Source organism: Streptomyces sp. NBC_00390 (genome assembly GCF_036057275.1).
Lineage (GTDB): Bacteria > Actinomycetota > Actinomycetes > Streptomycetales > Streptomycetaceae > Streptomyces.
On sequence record NZ_CP107945.1, the window covers coordinates 8,491,360 to 8,508,062 of the forward strand.

A 16,703-nucleotide genomic window follows, 5' to 3' on the forward strand; every position below is an offset into this window, starting at 1 on the left:
GCTGAGGTGCCGGACGCCAAGGGCGGGCAGGGGTTGAGTCAACGGTCAACCAGCCGTGGACGCGGGGCCTCACCCGTGGATTCCGCGTCGGTGTCGTCGGTGCCGACCGGGCCGCGGGGAAGCATCCACTCTAGCCACTTCGGCAGCCACCAGTTGGTCCGGCCGAGGAGTGTCATGGTCGCCGGTACCAGCACCATGCGTACGACCGTGGCGTCGATGAAGATCGCGGTGGCCAGGCCGAGCCCGAACATTTTGGTGGAGGGGTCCTCGGCGACGGCGAAGGACAGGAAGACCGCCACCATGATGAGGGCGGCCGAGGTGATGATCCGGGCGGTGCCCGAGACGCCCTCAACGATCGCCGTGCCGTTGTCGCCGGTGCGCAGGTACTCCTCGCGTACGCGGGAGAGGAGGAACACCTCGTAGTCCATCGACAGGCCGAACAGGATGGCGAAGAGGAACATCGGGATGAACGACACGATCGGAACCGTCGCTTCCAGGCCGATGAGTGCGCCTCCCCAGCCCCACTGGAAGACCGCGACCATGATGCCGTAGGCCGCGCCGATGCTCAGCAGATTCAGCAGTACCGCCTTCAGCGGTACGAGTATCGAGCGGAAGACCAGCATCAGCAGCAGGAACGACATCGCCAGCACGGCGGCGACGAACACCGGCAGGCGTTGGCTGGTGCGTTGGCCCACATCGGACAGGCTCGCGGCGGCGCCGCCGACGTGGGCCCTGGCCGGGCCGTGCCCGATCGCCGTGGGCAGCATGTCGGTGCGCAGCCGGACGATGGTGTCGGCCGTGGCCTTGTCCTGAGGGCTGGTGGTCGGGAACACCACGAGGGTCGCGATGCCGGTGGCCCGATCGATGTGCGTCGGCGCGACGGATGCGATGCCCGGATCCGCCGCGACCGTTGCGACGAGTCGGTCCAGCACTCCCGGATCACCGGTGGGGTCCGCGGCGATGACGAGGGGACCGTTGGTGCCCGGGCCGAATCCCTCGGCGACGAGGTCGTAGGCCCGGCGCTCGGTACGGCTGTGGGGCAGTGAGCCGTCGTCGGGCAGGCCGACGCGCAGGCCGAGCACGGGCAGCGTGGCGGTCAGCAGCAGCCCCGCCGCGCCGACCGCGTACGGCACCGGGTGCCGGCCGACGTGCCCGATCCAGCGACGCCACCCGGCGGCGTGGGCGGCGCCTGCCGCCGGGTCCCGCCGCCGTGCGAGTCGGCCCAGCTTCCTGGTCTGCAGAGCCCGGCCGATCCGGCCGGCCCGGCCCAGCCGCGGGCCCGCCGCGCCGAGGAAGGCCGGCAGCAGCGTCACCGACGCGAGCACCATCGTCAGGACGACGATCGAGACGGCAACCCCGCCCACCGTCATGAACGGCACGTTCGCGACCGCCAGGCCGAGGATCGACACGACGACGGTGCCGCCGGCGAAGACCACCGGCCGCCCCGCCGTTGCCACCGCTCGTCCGGCCGCCGCCTGCGGATCGAGCCCGCACGCGAGGTACTCCCGGTGCCTGGCGAGCACGAACAGCGCGTAGTCGATGCCCACTCCGAGCCCGACCATGCTGCCCAGGACCGGTGCGAAGGTGGGGACCTCTGTCACCCCCGCCAGTACCGTCATCGTGGCGACCCCGACGGTCAGCCCGAAGACCGCCATGCCGATCGGCAGCGCGGCGGCGACGAGCGAACCGAACGCCAGGAACAGGATCGCGGCCGCGGCGAGGAGGCCGATCAGCTCGCTCGCGCCGCCGTCGGGGTCGGAGAAGGCGTAGAAGAGGTTCCCGCCCATCTCGATGCGCAGCGGCAGCTCGGGGCGCAGCCGGTCGCCGAGATCGACGAGGGCGTCGAGGTCTTCGGCCGACAGCCGGCTCTGGTCGGGGTACTGCACCCGGACGACCGCGATCCGCCCGTCGGCCGAGACGAGGCCGCCGCGCACGGCGGTGTCCCCGCCCGCGTCGAGTGCCCCCGCCGGGTCGCTCGTGCCGAGCACGTGCGGCAGCCGCTTCACCTCGGCCCGCAGCCGCGTGAGAGCGGTGCGCGCGCCGTCGTCGTCGAAGAACGTCGCAGCGCCGTCGAGGGGGGTGACGACCACTTGGGCGGTCATCCCCTCCTGGCCGGTGCCGGCCCGCTCGATCAGTTCCGCGGCCCGCTGGGAGTCCAGTCCCGGAGCGGTCATCGAATCCGCGGTCCGCCCGCCGAAGGCGATCGCGGCGAGGACGGCGAGCGTGGCGGCGACCAGCCATGCCGCGATCACCCGCCAGGGATGGCGGGCGGCGCTTGCGCCCAGGCACAACAGGGCTTTCGAGAGCATCGGGTCCTCCAACCACCTCGTCGGCCGTCCTTGTACGGCCGCCGATGCCGAGGCTCGTCGCCAGGGCGCTCCGCGGCATCGGCCCGCGGGCCGCGGATCCGTCGGCCCCGGGGCGGAGTGACGACCCGTCCTTTCGGCCGATGCGCGGCACGCCGCGGTCCCTAGGCTGAGAACCGTGCTCCGAGACGACCTGCGAACCCTGTGGACCGAACCCCGGCCGCCCGACGCGCCCGCCCGGGTGCGGCGGGACTGGGCGCTGCTCGCCGCGGGCCTTGCCGGTGTGGCGCTGGAGGCCACCCTGCGCGAGAACGTCGTGTGGCGGCCGGTGGCGGTGGTGTTCGCCGTATGGCTGTGCCTGCTGCCCCTGTGGCGCCGGACCCGCCCGCTGGCGATGGTGGCGCTGGCGTTCGGCTCGGTGATCCTGCTTCAGGTGGCCTCGCTCGTCGCCGCACCGCGCGAGCCCGTCGGCCTGTACACCGGCTCGGTCGTGCTCGTGCTGGTGTACGCGCTGCCCCGGTGGGGATCGGGACGCGAGATCGTGCTGGGCGGCGCGATGATCCTCGCGGCCGGCGCGCTGTGTTCCGTCACGGACGAGACCCCGGTCTTCGAAAATATCGTGGGCTTCGTCTTCCTGCTGCTGCCCGGCGTGGTCGGGGCTGCCGTGCGGTTCCGGGTGACCGCTCGCGAGCGGCAGTTGGAGCAGGTGCGCTCCCGCGAGCGCGAGCAGCTCGCCCGGGAACTGCACGACACGGTGGCCCACCACGTGTCGGCCATGGTGATCATCGCCCAGGCGGGCCGGGTGCTCGCGGGCACCGACCCGTCCGCCGCCGTCGAGGCGCTGGAGGGGGTCGAGGAGGAAGGGGCGCGCACGCTGGAGGAAATGCGCGCCATGGTCGCCGCGCTGCGCGACCGCGGGGTCGGCGCCGAGCTGGCGCCCCCTGCCGGAGTCGCGGAGCTGGAGCGCCTGGCGCGCACCCCGGGTGGTCGCCTCAGGGTCGACCTGGGGCTCGACGGCGAACTGGACGCGCTGCCCCCGGCCGTGGACGCGGCCGTCTACCGGATCGTGCAGGAGTCGGTGACCAACGCGCTGCGCCATGCGGTCGACGCGACCGAGCTCGTCGTTCGGGTCGCCGCGGAACGGCACACGGTACGGGTGAGCGTGCGCGACAACGGCCGGCGCACCGGCCGGGGTCGCGACGGATACGGACTTACCGGACTGCGCGAGCGCGCGACTCTGCTCGGCGGCACACTACGAGCCGGCCCGGGTACCGACCGGGGCTGGCATGTCGAAGCCGAACTGCCGAGAGCGAGGAGCGAGAGCGGTGTCCATTCGCGTCCTCGTCGCTGACGACCAGACGATCATCCGCACCGGGTTGCGGATCATGCTGAACGCCCAGCCCGGCATCGAGGTGGTCGGCGAGGCCGCCGACGGGCGGGAAGCGGTACGTCTGGCCCGCGAACTACGCCCCGACGTCTGCCTGTTCGACATCCGCATGCCCGTACTCGACGGGCTCGAGGCCACCCGGCTGGTCGCCGGCCCGGGCGTCGCCGACCCGCTGGCCGTGGTCGTCATCACCACGTTCGACCTCGACGAGTACGTCTACGGCTCACTGCGTGCCGGCGCCCGCGGATTCCTCCTCAAGGACACGGGACCGGACCTTCTGGCGCAGGCCGTACGGTCGGCGTCCGACGGTGAGGCGCTCATCGCACCGAGCGTCACCGTCCGTCTGCTCCAGGCATTCGCGGACCTGCCCGCCGGCCGGCCCGTGGCCCAGCCGGTCTCCCCCGTCACCGCCCGCGAGGAGCAGGTGCTCCTCGCCGTCGCTCGCGGGCTGACCAACACCGAGATCGCCGATGCACTGCACATCAGCCTCAGCACGGTGAAGACGCATCTGGCCAGCCTGATGGCCAAACTCGGCGCCCGCAACCGGGTCGAGATCGCGATGTGGGCCTACGAAACGCGCCGTATCCTCCCCGGAACCTGAGCCGGGTGCCGGGCCATGTCCCATGAGTCCCCGCCCGGACATCAGTGCACCGGTCGGCTCACGTCGGCTCCACGTGCCTCACCCGCCCCAGAGCGTGACGTACCAGGAGGCCGGAACTGGGACGGTGAGACACCCGATACGACAAGACTCCCGACAGCTACCTCGCCAGTCTCCACCTGCACGCCTCGATGATCTGGATCAAAGACCTCACCAGGACCACCCGATGATCACGCCTCGATACGCGCCCTAGTGCTAGAGGGAAGGGCGTTGCGCATGGCCGGACGAGGGCCCGCCCCAAAGACCCCTCGAAACGACGCCGGCGCACCACCGAGCCGGAGACTGTCGTCACCCCTGACGACGAGCTCCGCATCCCGGTGCTGCCGCTTTCGGATCTTCCTGACGGCGCTCGATCCCGGAGACCAACCCGGAGAAATGCGCTTCACCGTTGACGTTGAACGCCTCCCGTGGAAGGCGATCGTGTTCATACCCGCCCGCGATCTGGGCTGGATCTATTGGGCGGCTGGAAGGTAGATCCCCCTGGCATTGGGCCGCTCCGGTAAGGGGGTCAAATGCCGCGCGCTCTTGTGCACGCCCCCGGTCACGACCGCTCCCGCTCTTTGGGCTGGCTCGCGGGCGCATGGATGGAGTTCTTCGTCGCACACGGTCCTGGCGACGTCCAGGGCGAGCCGGTACGGCACCGTGACGAGTACACGGGATTCGTCGTGGACTCTACGCGGTCGACGACGACGAGGGCCGCCTTCTCTACGACAGTGCGTTCTTCTCTCGCCCGAAGGGCTGCGAGAGCTACGACTGCGTACGCAAGGACGAGCACCCGGACGCGATGGTGTTCAAGTGCCCCGGCTGCAACGTGTGGGCTGCGGAACCGCTGACGCTCCTGCCGCCCCTGCACACCTGACCCCCCTGCGGCCCGCTCTCTTCCCGGGCTTACTCCTGGCGCCATCTTCGGCCGGGTGGCCCGGCCGCGTACTCAGCCTGCGACTGCCCGTGTTGCGCCGGTAGCCGGCCGCCCGGTCATGGTTCAGCCGCCGGGGTCGGAGCAGCGGTGCCCACCCCCGCCCCACCGGCCTGGCACCCACCCCTTCCATTTTCTCGAGAGGCTGACATGCCGCCGTTCACCGAACTCTGCACGTTTGACGCCGGAGGCGATCTGACCCTCGCCCTGGAGACGAACCCCCACCTGTCCGGCAGAGTGATCGCCGTTCTCCGCAACGGCCACAAGCGATGGATGCACGCTGTTCGGATCCTGGAATGCGAGCCAGAGTCGGCACTGCCGGCGGGCCGCTGCGGCCCGCTCAGCTCGCTGCCCGAGCAGGTGCCGGACAGGACACTGCTTGAAGGGCTCAACCGGCTCCTTGGCGACTGCGCCAGGCTGCTGCCTCCCGGCAGTGTTCATGCCGACGGTCTGCACGAGCAGCCGGACCTTTCACAGCTCACCGTGCGGATCGAGCCGAGTGAACTGCGCTGCCGCGTCATCATGATCTACCACGTAGATGGCCGAGAGGCAGCCCGCACGTTCGTCAACCTGCCTGAGTCCTGGACCGGCAACGGGCCCTACGCCTCCCCGCTCTCCTCGGCGGATGCCCTCATCCAGGAGGCCGCCGAGCGACTCCAATGCCGCCACCAGGCCCGGGTCGCGCTCCGCGGCGGGCCTGCGGACCCGTCCCAGCACCTCCGCCCCGTCGGCAAGCTCGTCGCATCCCCGGGCGACGGTCGACTCCGACACCTTCGCCGGCCTGGCCACCGCCGCGATCCCGCCGTGCCCCAGCGCCTCGGCCTCGGAGGCCAGATACAGGCGGGTCGGCGACTTCGACGAGTTCACCGACCTGTTGGAGGACTGGGGGCGTGTGCTCACCGAAGCCGATCGGCGGGGCTGGGGCGTGGTGGGGCTGGGCGAATAGGCGGGACCGGGCGCCTCACGACGAAGCGGGGACGTGCTGGGTGACAGGCTCTCGATGGTCGATCGCGGCTGTGCTGAAAGCGCACCGGTCCCGCCCCTGCCTCAGTCGTTCAGGGCATCACCAAGGCCGGAGCCTGCGGCGAGACCGTAGTCGGCGGGACCGAAGTCCAGAGCGCCGCTGGTCGTCAGGCCTGTGCTCGTACCGCGCAGCTGCCAGATCGCGCCGCTGCCGCCGTTTTCGTACGGAGCGGAGACGGCCAGTTCGGCCTTTCCGTTGTTGTTGAAGTCGGCGAGGCGCACCTGGCCGCCGAATTCGTCGGCGTTCTCTGCGACGCCGGGTATCCCGGGGGAGTTCTGGGAGAAGCGCTTGGCGCCGGTGGTCGTCAGCCCGCCGGAGGTTCCGCGCAGCAGCAGGACGTCGCCGGCGCGGAAGACGCCGTCCAGCGATTCGTAGGACACGCCGATCGCGAGTTCGCTACGGCCGTCACCCGTGACATCACCGATGGAGAGATCCTCCCCGAACTGGTCCAGGCTCTCATTGCTGCCCGGGACGCCGGATGTGCCCTGATGGTAGGTATGGCGGGTGTTGCCCAGCCCGTCCGACGCGTTGGCGTCGCCGTAGTAGACCATCACGTAGCCGGCCTTGCTGCTGGGGTCGGCAAGTTCGCCGCGGTCGAGATCCGGAGGGGACAGGCCGATGGCCACATCGTCGAGGCCGTCACCGTTGAGGTCGCCCACGGCCACTGTTTTGCCGCCCGGGAGCGCTCCGCGGTCGAGGAAGCCGCCCGGCTCGTCGACGCTGTCCCCGTAGACCACGGCCTGCATCTTGCTGTCGGCCTGGCTGGTGCCCGTCACGACCAGCTCGTCCTTGGTCTTGCCGTTGAGGTCACCGGCGGCCAGCCTCGCGGAGCCGATCCGGCGGGCGCTGTCCCACGGCGCCGGGATCTCGGTGGGGGCCGGGATGGAGGAGGGCCTGATCCCGCCTCGGTACATCCAGAGCCCCGTGGCGTCGGAAACGGCCACATCCAGGGACTCGTCGCCTACGAAATCGCCGACGGCGATGTCCGAACCATAGAACTGGCCGTCAAACGAGGAGCTGTTGCCCAGGGTGGTGGCCGTGCGGAAGGGATTGGCCCCGCCCCACAGGACGGTCACGCTGCCCCGCGTCGAGTACTCGCCCACCCCTTCTCCTTCGGCCGCAACGAGGAGGTCGGCGAAGCCGTCCTCGTTGAGGTCTCCACTGGTGACGCTCGACCCGAAAGAGTCCTCGGTTTCCGCGCTGCCGGGGATGCCGGAGGAGTTCTGACTGACGAACACCCGCTTGCTGGTCAGACCGGACGAGGAGCCGAAGGTCACCAGAACAGCCCCCGCACCGCGTTTGCCGACGATGCTCTTTCCGGGCATGCCGATCGCAAGGTCCCGGTATCCGTCGCCGTTGAAGTCGTCTGCGTACTTCGCAGGGGCAGCAACCGCCGCAGGCGCAGACAGCGTGATAAGGCCACCAGTGAGCGCGGCGGCGGTGGCCGTGGCCAGAGCCACACGAAGGCGCTGATGCATGCAGAAGTCTCCCCGCGGATGCCATGGCATCCCGAAATCAGTAGAAGTGCCCGAGTACGCCGCACATGTACCCGGCGGCGTGGGCTGGTTGATATCTGGGAGACCCCTGAGGAACAGGTAGGGTTGCGGGCCAAAACGGGCGGTGTTGACCGGATCCCCTGTCAGCCGGCCCACCGCGGCATGAAAGGGGATCTCGGGTGTCTTGGGCGGCGTGCCGAGGAAGCGCCCATGCCGGTCGGGCAAAGTCGGCCGCAGTTCGAAAGCGCCGAAGGGGCGCGGGGTACTGGGCGATCCTGCGAGCCGCAGCCTGAACTGTAAGCACCCGGGGTAACGCGTGCACCGCCAGCGTCCGCCTCAGGGCGGACGGCATGGCCGATGCGCAGCAGCCCTTGACACTCGACCTGCACTGACCACTTCGCTTTGGTGAGCGTCGCCTGACGGCCAGTCCGATTCAAGTAAGTGCGTTGTGGCAAAGGGAGTCCCTGTTCGATGAGCAGGGGCTTCGTCGTGTGCGGGGCATGATCGCGGAGGGGTAGGGGCAGGCAGCGGACGGCTTGTTGTGGATCGAGGAGGGTGCGATGCCGTCGGTGCTGGGGTTGATGGAACAGCGTGAGGCGCGGGCGAGGCAGGATCTGGAGTCCTGGACGGAGGTCCTGGAGCAGGCTCAGGCGGAGGTGGATGCCGCGCGGGAGCGGGTCGAGCGGGCCCGGGTGGGGCGTGAGGAGCTCGTGTCGGTGCTGGCCGGGGAGGGCGCGGTGAATACGCCGGTTTCCGTGCTGTCCGGTGGTGGGATGGCTGCTGCCGTGGGATCGGGCGGCCCCGGCGCGGGGCATGGCGAGCGGCCGCCGGTGTGGCGGTCGGGCATGGGCGAGGAGGTGCTCAGCGGCCTGTACCGGGAGGTGTTCGCCGCGGTGGTGGCTGCTTCGGGGCCGGTGAACGGGGTGGAGCTGACGCGGGCGGTGGGCCGGGAGGCGGAGATCAAGAACGAGGTGGAGAGGATCCGGCACCGTGCCTACGTGCTGGAGAAGCGGGGCTGGCTGGTGCGGGCGAAGGACGGACGGTTCATGCCCGTGCCCGCAGCAGTCGGGCGGGGCGTTTCTCCGGCCAGCGCGGAGCGTCTGCGGCCAGGCGCCGGGACAGCCTGATCACGGCGGCCCACCACACCATCTGGGTGTGGTGGTCGGGGCGGCGTTCGTGGTCGCGGTTGAGGCGGCGTGAGCGGGCCAGCCAGCTCAGCGTGCGCTCCACGACCCACCTGCGGGCCAGGACGACGAATCCGCGTTGTCCGTCGGAGCGGCGCACGACCTCGGTCCGGACTCCGTGGCGGGCGAACGCCTTGGCCAGCGCCGGACCCTGGTAGGCACTGTCGACCCACACCAGTTTCAGCAGCCGGCCGGGCTGGTCCATGAACGTCTCCAGTAGTGCGGGGGCGGCCTTGGAGTCGTGCACATCGGCCGTGGTCACGGTGACCTCCAGGAGCAGGCCCTCGGTGTCGGTCAGGATGTGACGCTTGCGGCCGTCACGTGACTTGCCGCCGTCGTATCCGCGGCTGTCCTCGCCGACGGTCTCGGAGGCGTCCACCGACTGACTGTCGATGACTCCCGCACTGGGCTCGGCGTTGCGGCCCGAGCGTTCCCTCGCCGAACGTCGCAGGCGTTCGTGCAGTTCACGCACATAGCCGTAGGACCGCCAGCGGCGGAAGAAGTCGTAGACCGCCCGCCAGTACGGGAAGTCGACCGGCATGGCCGTCCACTTCACGCCGTTGTCGACCAGGTAGCGCACCGCGTCGAGTATCTCGCGGTGGCAGTACGCCTCCGGACGCCCGCCCCGCTTCAGCAGCCAGGCCGGAACCGGCATCGCCGAGCGGACCTCGGCCCACTCCGCATCCGTCATGTCACTGGGATAGCAGCCTGCCCGCAGCCCCGGAGCGATCGAACCGAACCGGTGCACGTAGCAGTCACACGCAGGGGTGACCGCGGTGGACGCAGGCACAGTGGTACTGCTCAACTGATCGGGCAACGGGCTTCCTTGGTCGTGCTGGTGTCGTAACCGCGTCACTACCAAGGGGCCCGTTCTTTCATGCCCGCGACCGCACCCGTACCTCTGTCCAGATGATCACCCGCGCCGCACGCCTCGAACGAAATCCGGTTAGCCACAACGCACTAAGCTCGGCAGGCGCCCGGCCCGCGTTGCAGTGGAAGGCAAGGACGGCCCGGTTCTCGTACAAGTACGGCCAGGTGGCGTCTGTGGGTGAACGTCCTGTTCAACATGACAGAACCGTCGCTCGGCACCACCGGCGAGACCCCTGTTTCGACGAATGAGGCTCTCTGAATTTCCTTACCTGGCGCTCATGGGTAGGACAGACCTGCTCGCTGAAGCTCCCCATGATGGGAGTCCGTGAACTGGCGCACTAGCGATCTTCGCAGGCGCCGTAGCCGAGGGCGTCGGGCTCGCGGTAGGGCCGGTCCGCCACCCCGTAGGCGTCGGTGTCCTCACGGCTCACGGACACGCCGCCCCTGTCCTGCCGGCCGAGGTAGCGGGAGACGGAGCCGTCCCCGCCCGACTGGAAGACCTCCAGCTCGGCACGGCCGTCGTGATTGGTGTCGATGGCCCGTGCTTCGTACACGAACGACGATGACCCAATACGGATGGTGCCGATCCGGTCGCTGCTCAGGTCGCGGGCGAGAGGCCCGTAATGCACCTCATGCACCACCATGTTGTCCCGCGTTGAGTCGCCCTCGTCGCGCTGACTGTAGAAGACGGCCAAGTCGAGGTATCCGTCGCCGTCGAAGTCGCCGAAGGCTCCCCGCGTCGACATGTCCTCCTTCGATGCGCCGCGCAGCTTCTGCCAAAACCCGCGGGCATCGTCGACTCTGACAGCGGTCCGGTGATCGTCTCTTCGGAAGACCACTGAGCTGGTGCCCTCGTTGATCTCGTCCAGGTGCCCGTCCGCGTCTACGTCGGCGCGCAGGGTAAAGCCGTCGGCGGCGCATATGGCCATGGGGGCGTGGTCGCCGGGTTGGGGCCCGGTGACCAGCAGAAGCCACGTACCACCGGCGATCACGACGAGACCGCCTCCGATGGCGGCGGCCAGCCTGCCGCGACCCGTACGCGGTCGCGGCAGCGACGAAAGCACGCCCCGAGACGAGGCTTGCTTCGGGGCAGTAGAGAACGGCACGCCAGGACCCTACTAAAGTCGGATGGCAGCAACCGCCCGAGCTGCGCGAGGTGCCGGTGCCCGAGCCCGGGCCGGGGCAGGTCCTGGTGAAGGTCGGGGGTGCCGGTGCGTGCCACTCGGATCTGCACATCATGGAGGCATCCGGACCCCCACCCGGTTTCGCCACGGAGCTGCCCTTCACGCTCGGCCATGAGAATGCGGGATGGGTGGAGAGATTGGGACCGGGTGTCACGGGGTTCGCGCCCGGAGACCCTGTGATGGTCTATGGCCCCTGGGGGTGTGGGGCGTGCGCCAACTGGCTGCGGTGCACGCACGGTTGTGGGGGCGACCGGGCCGCCGTAGGGAGTGTTCTCGCACCGGGCATCATGTCGGGCCTTCGCGCTCACGGCGTTCCAGTCGCCACCCGCCCGTCCCGACGGGCGGGTGTCCCGGGCCCACCGTCTTCTGGCCACGCGGCGCTTGCGGTCGTCGCGGCGCAGCGAGCCCGACGCGCATCGCCGGCGGCACGGTGGCTGCTGTGCGGCAGGCCTGCGGAGGCTCTTCGCTGCGCGGCATGGTGAGGAACGGGCCGGGGTCGGCCTGCCACGAGTGAGCGCACGGGCGGAGCCGGGCTCGCCGGTTTGGCGAAGCGCGCATGGTGTACCGGCGCGCCCACTACGTTGTCGACTGGGGCCGGAGCAGGCCGCGGTCAGCGGGGGTGCTTGATGGGTTGTTCGGACCAGATGGTCTTGCGGTTGTGGCTGTGGCGGCAGCCCCAGCGTTCGGCGAGTTGGGCGACGAGGAACAGGCCGCGTCCTCCTTCGTCGGTGGTGTGGGCGCGCCGTAGTCGGGGTTGGGTGCTGCTGGAGTCGGTGACCTCGCACACCAGGACGTTGTGGTGGATGAGCCGCAGCTGCGCCGGTGCACGACCGTAGCGGATGGCGTTGGTGACCAGTTCGCTGGCGATGAGTTCGGTGGTGAAGAGGAGGTCTGGCAGCCCCCACGTGGTGAGTTGGCGGGTTATCCATTCCCGGGCCTTGGGGACGGCGGCAGGGTCGGCCGGGATTTCCCAGTGAGCGGTGTTCTTTGCCGGGACGGCGCGGGTGCGGGCCAGGAGCAGCGTTGCGTCGTCGCGCGGCGCCCGGTCTGTCAGGTCGGCGAGGAGAGCCCGGCCGGTTTCCTCCAGAGGGCGATCGGGACGGCAGGACGCGGCGAGGGCGTCCGTCAGGCGCCGTAGGCCTTGGTCGATGTCGCGGTCGTGGTGTTCGATGAGGCCGTCGGTGTAGAGGGCGAGGACGCTGCCCGGCTCGAGGTCGATCGTGGTGGTCTCGTACGGCAGGCCGCCGATGGCGAGTGGTGGTCCCGGGGAGATCGCGACGACTTCGGTGGTCCCGTCGGGCCGGACCAGGACGGGTGGCGGGTGGCCGGCACTGGCTATGGCGCATCGCCTGGTGACCGGGTCGTAGACCGCGTACAGGCAGGTGGCGCCGACGTCGTCGTGGTCGCCGGGCGGTGCTTCGGCCGCGAGGCGCTGGACCAGGTCCGCGATCCGGGTGAGCAGCTCGTCCGGCTCCAGTTCCAGGTCGGCGAGCGTCTGGATGGCGGTGCGCAGGCGGCCCATGGTGGCGCTTGCGGGTATGCCATGGCCGACGACGTCTCCGGCGACAAGAGCCAGCCGGAAGGAGGGCAGGGCAATGGCGTCGTACCAGTCGCCGCTGGTGCCCGCTCCGCCGCCTGCGGGCAGGTAGACGCCGGCGGTCTCGGCTGCCGGGGTGTCGGTCGTGGCCGGGGGAAGGAGGCGCTGCTGCAGAGCCACGGCCGCCCTGTGCTCGCGCGTGTAACGGCGGGCGTTGTCGATGGCGAGCGCACCCCGTGAGGCGATCTGCGTCATGAGATCCGCCTCGTCCTCGGTGAAGGGGCCGGACCGGCCGCAGCGCCAGGCCGTTATGGCGCCGAGCGTGAGCCCGCGGGCATGCAACGGTGCCACCATCACCGAATGGGCGTCCTTCGGGACGAGATACTCGACCACCTGCGGGTCGCCGACCATGGCGATGAAGTCGTCAAGGCCGAAGACGAGTGTCTCGCCGTGTCGGAAGCTGCGCAGCAGGGGGTGGTCGGGATAGGGTGGGACGGGGTCGCCGCGCGTGATGCCGGCCGGCCACACTGCGGTGGCCGGCGCAAGGGCCGCGTTGCCCATGTCTCCGCCGCCCAGCTGTTTCGAGGGTTCTTCCCCCTCGAAAACGCAGTGCGCAAGGTCGACTGCGGCGAGATCCCCGAACGCGGGTACGAGAACGTCCGCAAGGTCCTGCGCGGTGCGCACGACATCCAGGGATCCTCCCACCTGCTCGGCCACCTCGCGGGCGAGATCCAGATGACGGCGGGCACGCAGATCGTCGGCGCTGTCGATGTACAGGGCTGCGACCCCCGTGGGGCGTTGCTGCGCGTCCTCCAGACGGAAGGCGGACAGGGACAGCGCGTGCTGCCGCGCCGTGTCGTGCCGCCAGCTCACCTGCATTTTTCTGCGGACCACCGGGACACCGCTCTCGAGTACCTGGCGCAGTACTGCCTCGAGGTTCTCGGCGTCCTCGGCACACAGCACGTCGCCCAGCCGAGTGCCGGGCGCCACTGGACGGCCGTCGAGAATGTCCGGCGTGGCGTTGGTCTGCACAGTGGTGAGAGCCGTGTCGTGCAGAGCGATCGTGATCCGGTTCTGTGCGGACAGTGCGCGCAGGAGCGCTGCGCCCTGCTCGTGGTCGGCGACGTGGTGGGTGGGTGCCGCCAGGACGAGGACCTTTGCCGAGCCCTCCATCTTCGTGGTCCGGAAAGTGACATCGATGGTGCTGCCGCTGCGGTGCCGCAGCCGTACCCGGCCGGATTCCGGCAGCTGTGCGGCGCCGCGCAGGTCGTCCGGGAGGCCGGCCACCAGGTCCTGCACGGGGCGGCCGTAGACCTCCTCGGCGCAAAACCCCGTCAGGTCCTCTGCCGTCCCGGTCCACCCCACCATCGCGCCTCGATCGTCGAGCACGGCGGCTGCCAGACCGTCGAAGGAGGCGCCTGCCGGGCAGGCGTTCTTGACATTCTCTACATCCATCCCTGGCTTCCTTACGAGAGGCTGCGGCCCGAGAGATCGGCCTGCTGTGGCGGCCGTCGGCCGCCCGGTCGGCAGCGCGTCACACCGCAACGGCTGTGGAGGGCAGGTCTTGTTCGGCCCAGACGACCTTGCCGTTGGCCCCGGAGCGGGAGCCCCACCTGCGGGACAGCTGAGCGACGAGGAAGAGACCGCGGCCGTTCTCGTCGGTGAGGTGGGGATGACGGGGGCGTGGGTGGCTGGTGCTGCTGTCGGAGACTTCGCAGGTCAGGACCTGGTGCTGGATGAGCCGTAGGCGGATGGGCCCGCCGCCGTGGCGGACGGCGTTGGTGACCAGTTCACTGACGATCAGCCTCACGCTGGTCACCAGATGCTCAAGCCCCCATTCGCTGAGCTGACGGGCGGCTGCCTGCCGGGCGACGCGGACGGCGGACGGCTCGTGCGGCAGTTCCCAGGAGGCGACCTGGGCCGGTTCGAGTCCGCGAGTGCGCGCAAGGAGCAAGGTGACATCGTCGGCCGGGGCCTGGGTCGCCAAGGTGTCGATCACCTGGGAGCACAGGTCTTCCAGGGACGAACCGGTCTGTGCCAGGACGGCGCCCAGGCGGTCCAGGCCCACGTCGATGTCGTCGTCGCGGGACTCGACCAGACCGTCGGTGTAGAGCGCGAGCAGAGTTCCCTCGGGCAGTTCCAGTTCCACGGACTCGAAGGGGACCAGGCCGAGGCCGAGGCCGAGCGGGGCCCCGGCGGGCATGTCGGGGAAAGTGATACGGCCCTGCGGGTCGATGACCGCGGGCGGGGGATGCCCGGCCCGCGCCATCGTGCACCGTCGGGTGACCGGGTCGTAGACGGCATACAGACAGGTGGCGCCCACCACCGCCGGGGTCTCGTCCGCAGCGTCGGCATCTTCCTCGCTCAGCCGTCTGACCGTGTCATCGAGGTGCGTCAGCAGTTCGTGGGGAGGCAGTTCCATGTCCGCGAGCGTGCGGACAGCGGTGCGCAACCGGCCCATCGTCGCCGCGGCGTTGATGCCGTGTCCGACCACATCTCCGACGACGAGGGCCACCCGGGCGCCGGACAGCTTGATCACGTCGAACCAGTCGCCCCCCACCCCGTGGTCCATGTCAGCCGGCACGTAGCGCGAGGCCACATCGACGGCGGCGCCGCCTCCCACATGGTGGGGGAGCAGGTCGCGTTGGAGCGTCAGGGCCGCGGTGCGTTGGCGCGCGTACTGGAGAGCGTTGTCCAGGCTGAGCGCGGCCCGGGTGACGAGCTCCTCGGCGAGGAGGAGGTCGTCCTCCTGGAACGGCGTCGGCTCCTCGGAGCGGCCGAACAGTGCCAGTCCCAGCACACAGCGCCGCGCACGGATGGGTACGACCATCAAGGAGTGGACGCCGGAGGCACGGACCTTCTGCGTCCGCACCGGGTCGTGGTTGACCCAGGGGCCTGAATAGGTGTCCAGCACCGGTTCCAGATAGGACCTGCCGGTGCGCAGGGCGGTGTCGAACAGCGAGTCCGGGAAGGGGTGGATCACCTCTTCGCGCACCCACGGCAACTCCAGGAGGCCCAGGTCGATGGAGGCCAGACCGGCACGGCGCATCAGATGGGGGCGGCCGCTCGCCTTGCCGGTCCCCGCCGAGGGGTCCATGCCGAACGGGACCGACTCCACCAGGTCCACGAGTGCGTGGTCGGCCAGCAGGGGCACGGCAAGGTCGGCCAGTTCCTGCCCGGTCCGCATGACCTCGAGGGTGCTGCCGATGCGCGTGCCGGCCTCGCTGAGGATGGCAAGGCGCTCGCGCGCCCGCCGGTTGCCGGTGACGTCCACGCTCATGGAGCACACTGCCAGCGCCGAGCCGTCCGCGTCCTGGAGGCAGAAGAACGAGGCCGAGAACGCGTGCTCCCGGCGCCGGTCCGCCGACGACCACGCCCGGTACTCGTGGACCATGGTGGTGCCGCTCTCCAGCACCTGCCGCATCACCGCCTCGAGTGCTTCGGCCTCGAGGGCGGGCAGCGAGTCATGCAGGCGGCGTCCGAACCGTCGCTCACGAGGGGTGCCGTCGTGGCGCTCCATGACGTCGTTGACCCACGTACAGCGCAGCTGCGGGTCATAGACGGAGATGCCGACCGGTGCGTGGGCCAGGAGCGAGTCCCGCACAGCTCCGTTGGACGACGCCCCCGAGGACAGGGTGCCTATGTCGGTGACGGACACCAGCCACCGGGTGCCGGCGTCCGGGCCCCGCAGCAGCGAGATCCGCAGCGTCATTTTGATGGCGTGGCCGTCGCGGTGGCGGACCGTCACGGTGCCGGACCAGCCCTCTTGGTCACGGCACTGCTCGGCGAACGCCGAAGCACTCGGGGCGTCCTGTGCGGGCGGCAGCACGTGTGCGGCGGACCGGCCCACCACTTCTTCGGCCGGGTACCCGACCAGATGCTCAGCGGCGTGCGTCCACCCCACCACGGTCCCCTCCGCATCGAGCATCGCTATGGCCGCATCGGGTGTCTCTCGGGGGCTCACCGCCTCGGCGAGGGGCGCGTGGTCGGTCTTCGTCATCCGGTTCTTCCCATCGGTGCGGAGGTGCGAGAAAGCGTCGGCAGGCACGGAGCCGGTCCGGTCCGTAGCCGTGGTGGAACGGTGAGGGCCGGGGGCTTCCGGCCTCACCGGCCGCGCCGGGCGTGCGATGCAGCGAGCGGC

At 70.2% G+C, this 16,703-nt stretch carries 10 protein-coding genes and 1 pseudogene; 4 read left to right on the top strand and 7 right to left on the bottom strand.

Going from position 1 to position 16,703, the window contains the following annotated elements; all coding sequences use genetic code 11:
• Positions 1-38 precede the first annotated feature (38 nt).
• Positions 39-2,309 (bottom strand): MMPL family transporter, encoded by a 2,271-nt coding sequence (locus tag OHS70_RS38075; RefSeq protein ID WP_328405318.1) that lies wholly within the window; start codon positions 2,307-2,309, stop codon positions 39-41.
• A 175-nt stretch (positions 2,310-2,484) separates the two neighbouring features.
• Between OHS70_RS38075 and OHS70_RS38080 the strand changes: the two genes are divergently transcribed.
• Together OHS70_RS38080 and OHS70_RS38085 are read left to right on the top strand one after the other, a co-directional pair.
• Entirely contained in the window at positions 2,485-3,657 is a 1,173-nt protein-coding gene (locus OHS70_RS38080) for a sensor histidine kinase (RefSeq protein WP_328405320.1), read from the top strand.
• A complete protein-coding gene (locus tag OHS70_RS38085) occupies positions 3,632-4,294 on the top strand; it encodes a response regulator (protein WP_150497990.1) in 663 nt (220 codons plus the stop codon). Before OHS70_RS38080 ends, OHS70_RS38085 begins: the two co-directional genes overlap by 26 nt.
• Before the next feature lie 1,621 nt (positions 4,295-5,915).
• Here the strand turns inward: OHS70_RS38085 and OHS70_RS38090 are convergent.
• Positions 5,916-6,167 (bottom strand): annotated as a pseudogene (locus tag OHS70_RS38090) (hypothetical protein); the annotation flags it as partial.
• A 147-nt stretch (positions 6,168-6,314) separates the two neighbouring features.
• A complete protein-coding gene (locus OHS70_RS38095; protein ID WP_328405324.1) occupies positions 6,315-7,769 on the bottom strand; it encodes an integrin-like protein in 1,455 nt (484 codons plus the stop codon).
• 578 nt (positions 7,770-8,347) lie between these two features.
• Here OHS70_RS38095 and OHS70_RS38100 point away from each other — a divergent pair.
• The gene (locus OHS70_RS38100) at positions 8,348-8,914 is read left to right on the top strand and encodes a hypothetical protein (RefSeq protein ID WP_328392304.1); all 567 of its coding nucleotides are present in this window, start codon (positions 8,348-8,350) and stop codon (positions 8,912-8,914) included.
• On the opposite strand, the gene OHS70_RS38105 is transcribed toward OHS70_RS38100, so the two are convergent.
• Positions 8,832-9,662 (bottom strand): IS5 family transposase, encoded by an 831-nt coding sequence (locus tag OHS70_RS38105; protein ID WP_328392298.1) that lies wholly within the window; start codon positions 9,660-9,662, stop codon positions 8,832-8,834. The genes OHS70_RS38100 and OHS70_RS38105 overlap by 83 nt on opposite strands.
• Positions 9,663-10,179: 517 nt before the next feature.
• Entirely contained in the window at positions 10,180-10,905 is a 726-nt protein-coding gene (locus OHS70_RS38110; RefSeq protein WP_328392296.1) for an FG-GAP repeat domain-containing protein, read from the bottom strand.
• Between the two features lie 98 nt (positions 10,906-11,003).
• Between OHS70_RS38110 and OHS70_RS38115 the strand changes: the two genes are divergently transcribed.
• Positions 11,004-11,507, top strand: coding sequence for an alcohol dehydrogenase catalytic domain-containing protein (locus OHS70_RS38115; protein ID WP_443062715.1), 504 nt, complete (start codon positions 11,004-11,006; stop codon positions 11,505-11,507).
• Positions 11,508-11,635: 128 nt separating this feature from the next.
• Here the strand turns inward: OHS70_RS38115 and OHS70_RS38120 are convergent, their stop codons facing one another.
• Positions 11,636-14,017, bottom strand: a complete 2,382-nt coding sequence (locus OHS70_RS38120) for an ATP-binding SpoIIE family protein phosphatase (protein WP_328392294.1) — start codon at positions 14,015-14,017, stop codon at positions 11,636-11,638.
• A 79-nt stretch (positions 14,018-14,096) separates the two neighbouring features.
• Positions 14,097-16,562 (bottom strand): SpoIIE family protein phosphatase, encoded by a 2,466-nt coding sequence (locus OHS70_RS38125; RefSeq protein WP_328392292.1) that lies wholly within the window; start codon positions 16,560-16,562, stop codon positions 14,097-14,099.
• Positions 16,563-16,703 lie beyond the last annotated feature (141 nt).

Coding starts and splice junctions, on each gene's coding strand:
- OHS70_RS38075 (WP_328405318.1), bottom strand. CDS start 2,309: ATGCTCTCGAAAGCCCTGTTGTGCCTGGGCGCAAGCGCCGCCCGCCAT.
- OHS70_RS38100 (WP_328392304.1), top strand. CDS start 8,348: ATGCCGTCGGTGCTGGGGTTGATGGAACAGCGTGAGGCGCGGGCGAGG.
- OHS70_RS38125 (WP_328392292.1), bottom strand. CDS start 16,562: ATGACGAAGACCGACCACGCGCCCCTCGCCGAGGCGGTGAGCCCCCGA.
- OHS70_RS38105 (WP_328392298.1), bottom strand. CDS start 9,662: ATGACGGATGCGGAGTGGGCCGAGGTCCGCTCGGCGATGCCGGTTCCG.
- OHS70_RS38120 (WP_328392294.1), bottom strand. CDS start 14,017: ATGGATGTAGAGAATGTCAAGAACGCCTGCCCGGCAGGCGCCTCCTTC.
- OHS70_RS38095 (WP_328405324.1), bottom strand. CDS start 7,769: ATGCATCAGCGCCTTCGTGTGGCTCTGGCCACGGCCACCGCCGCCGCG.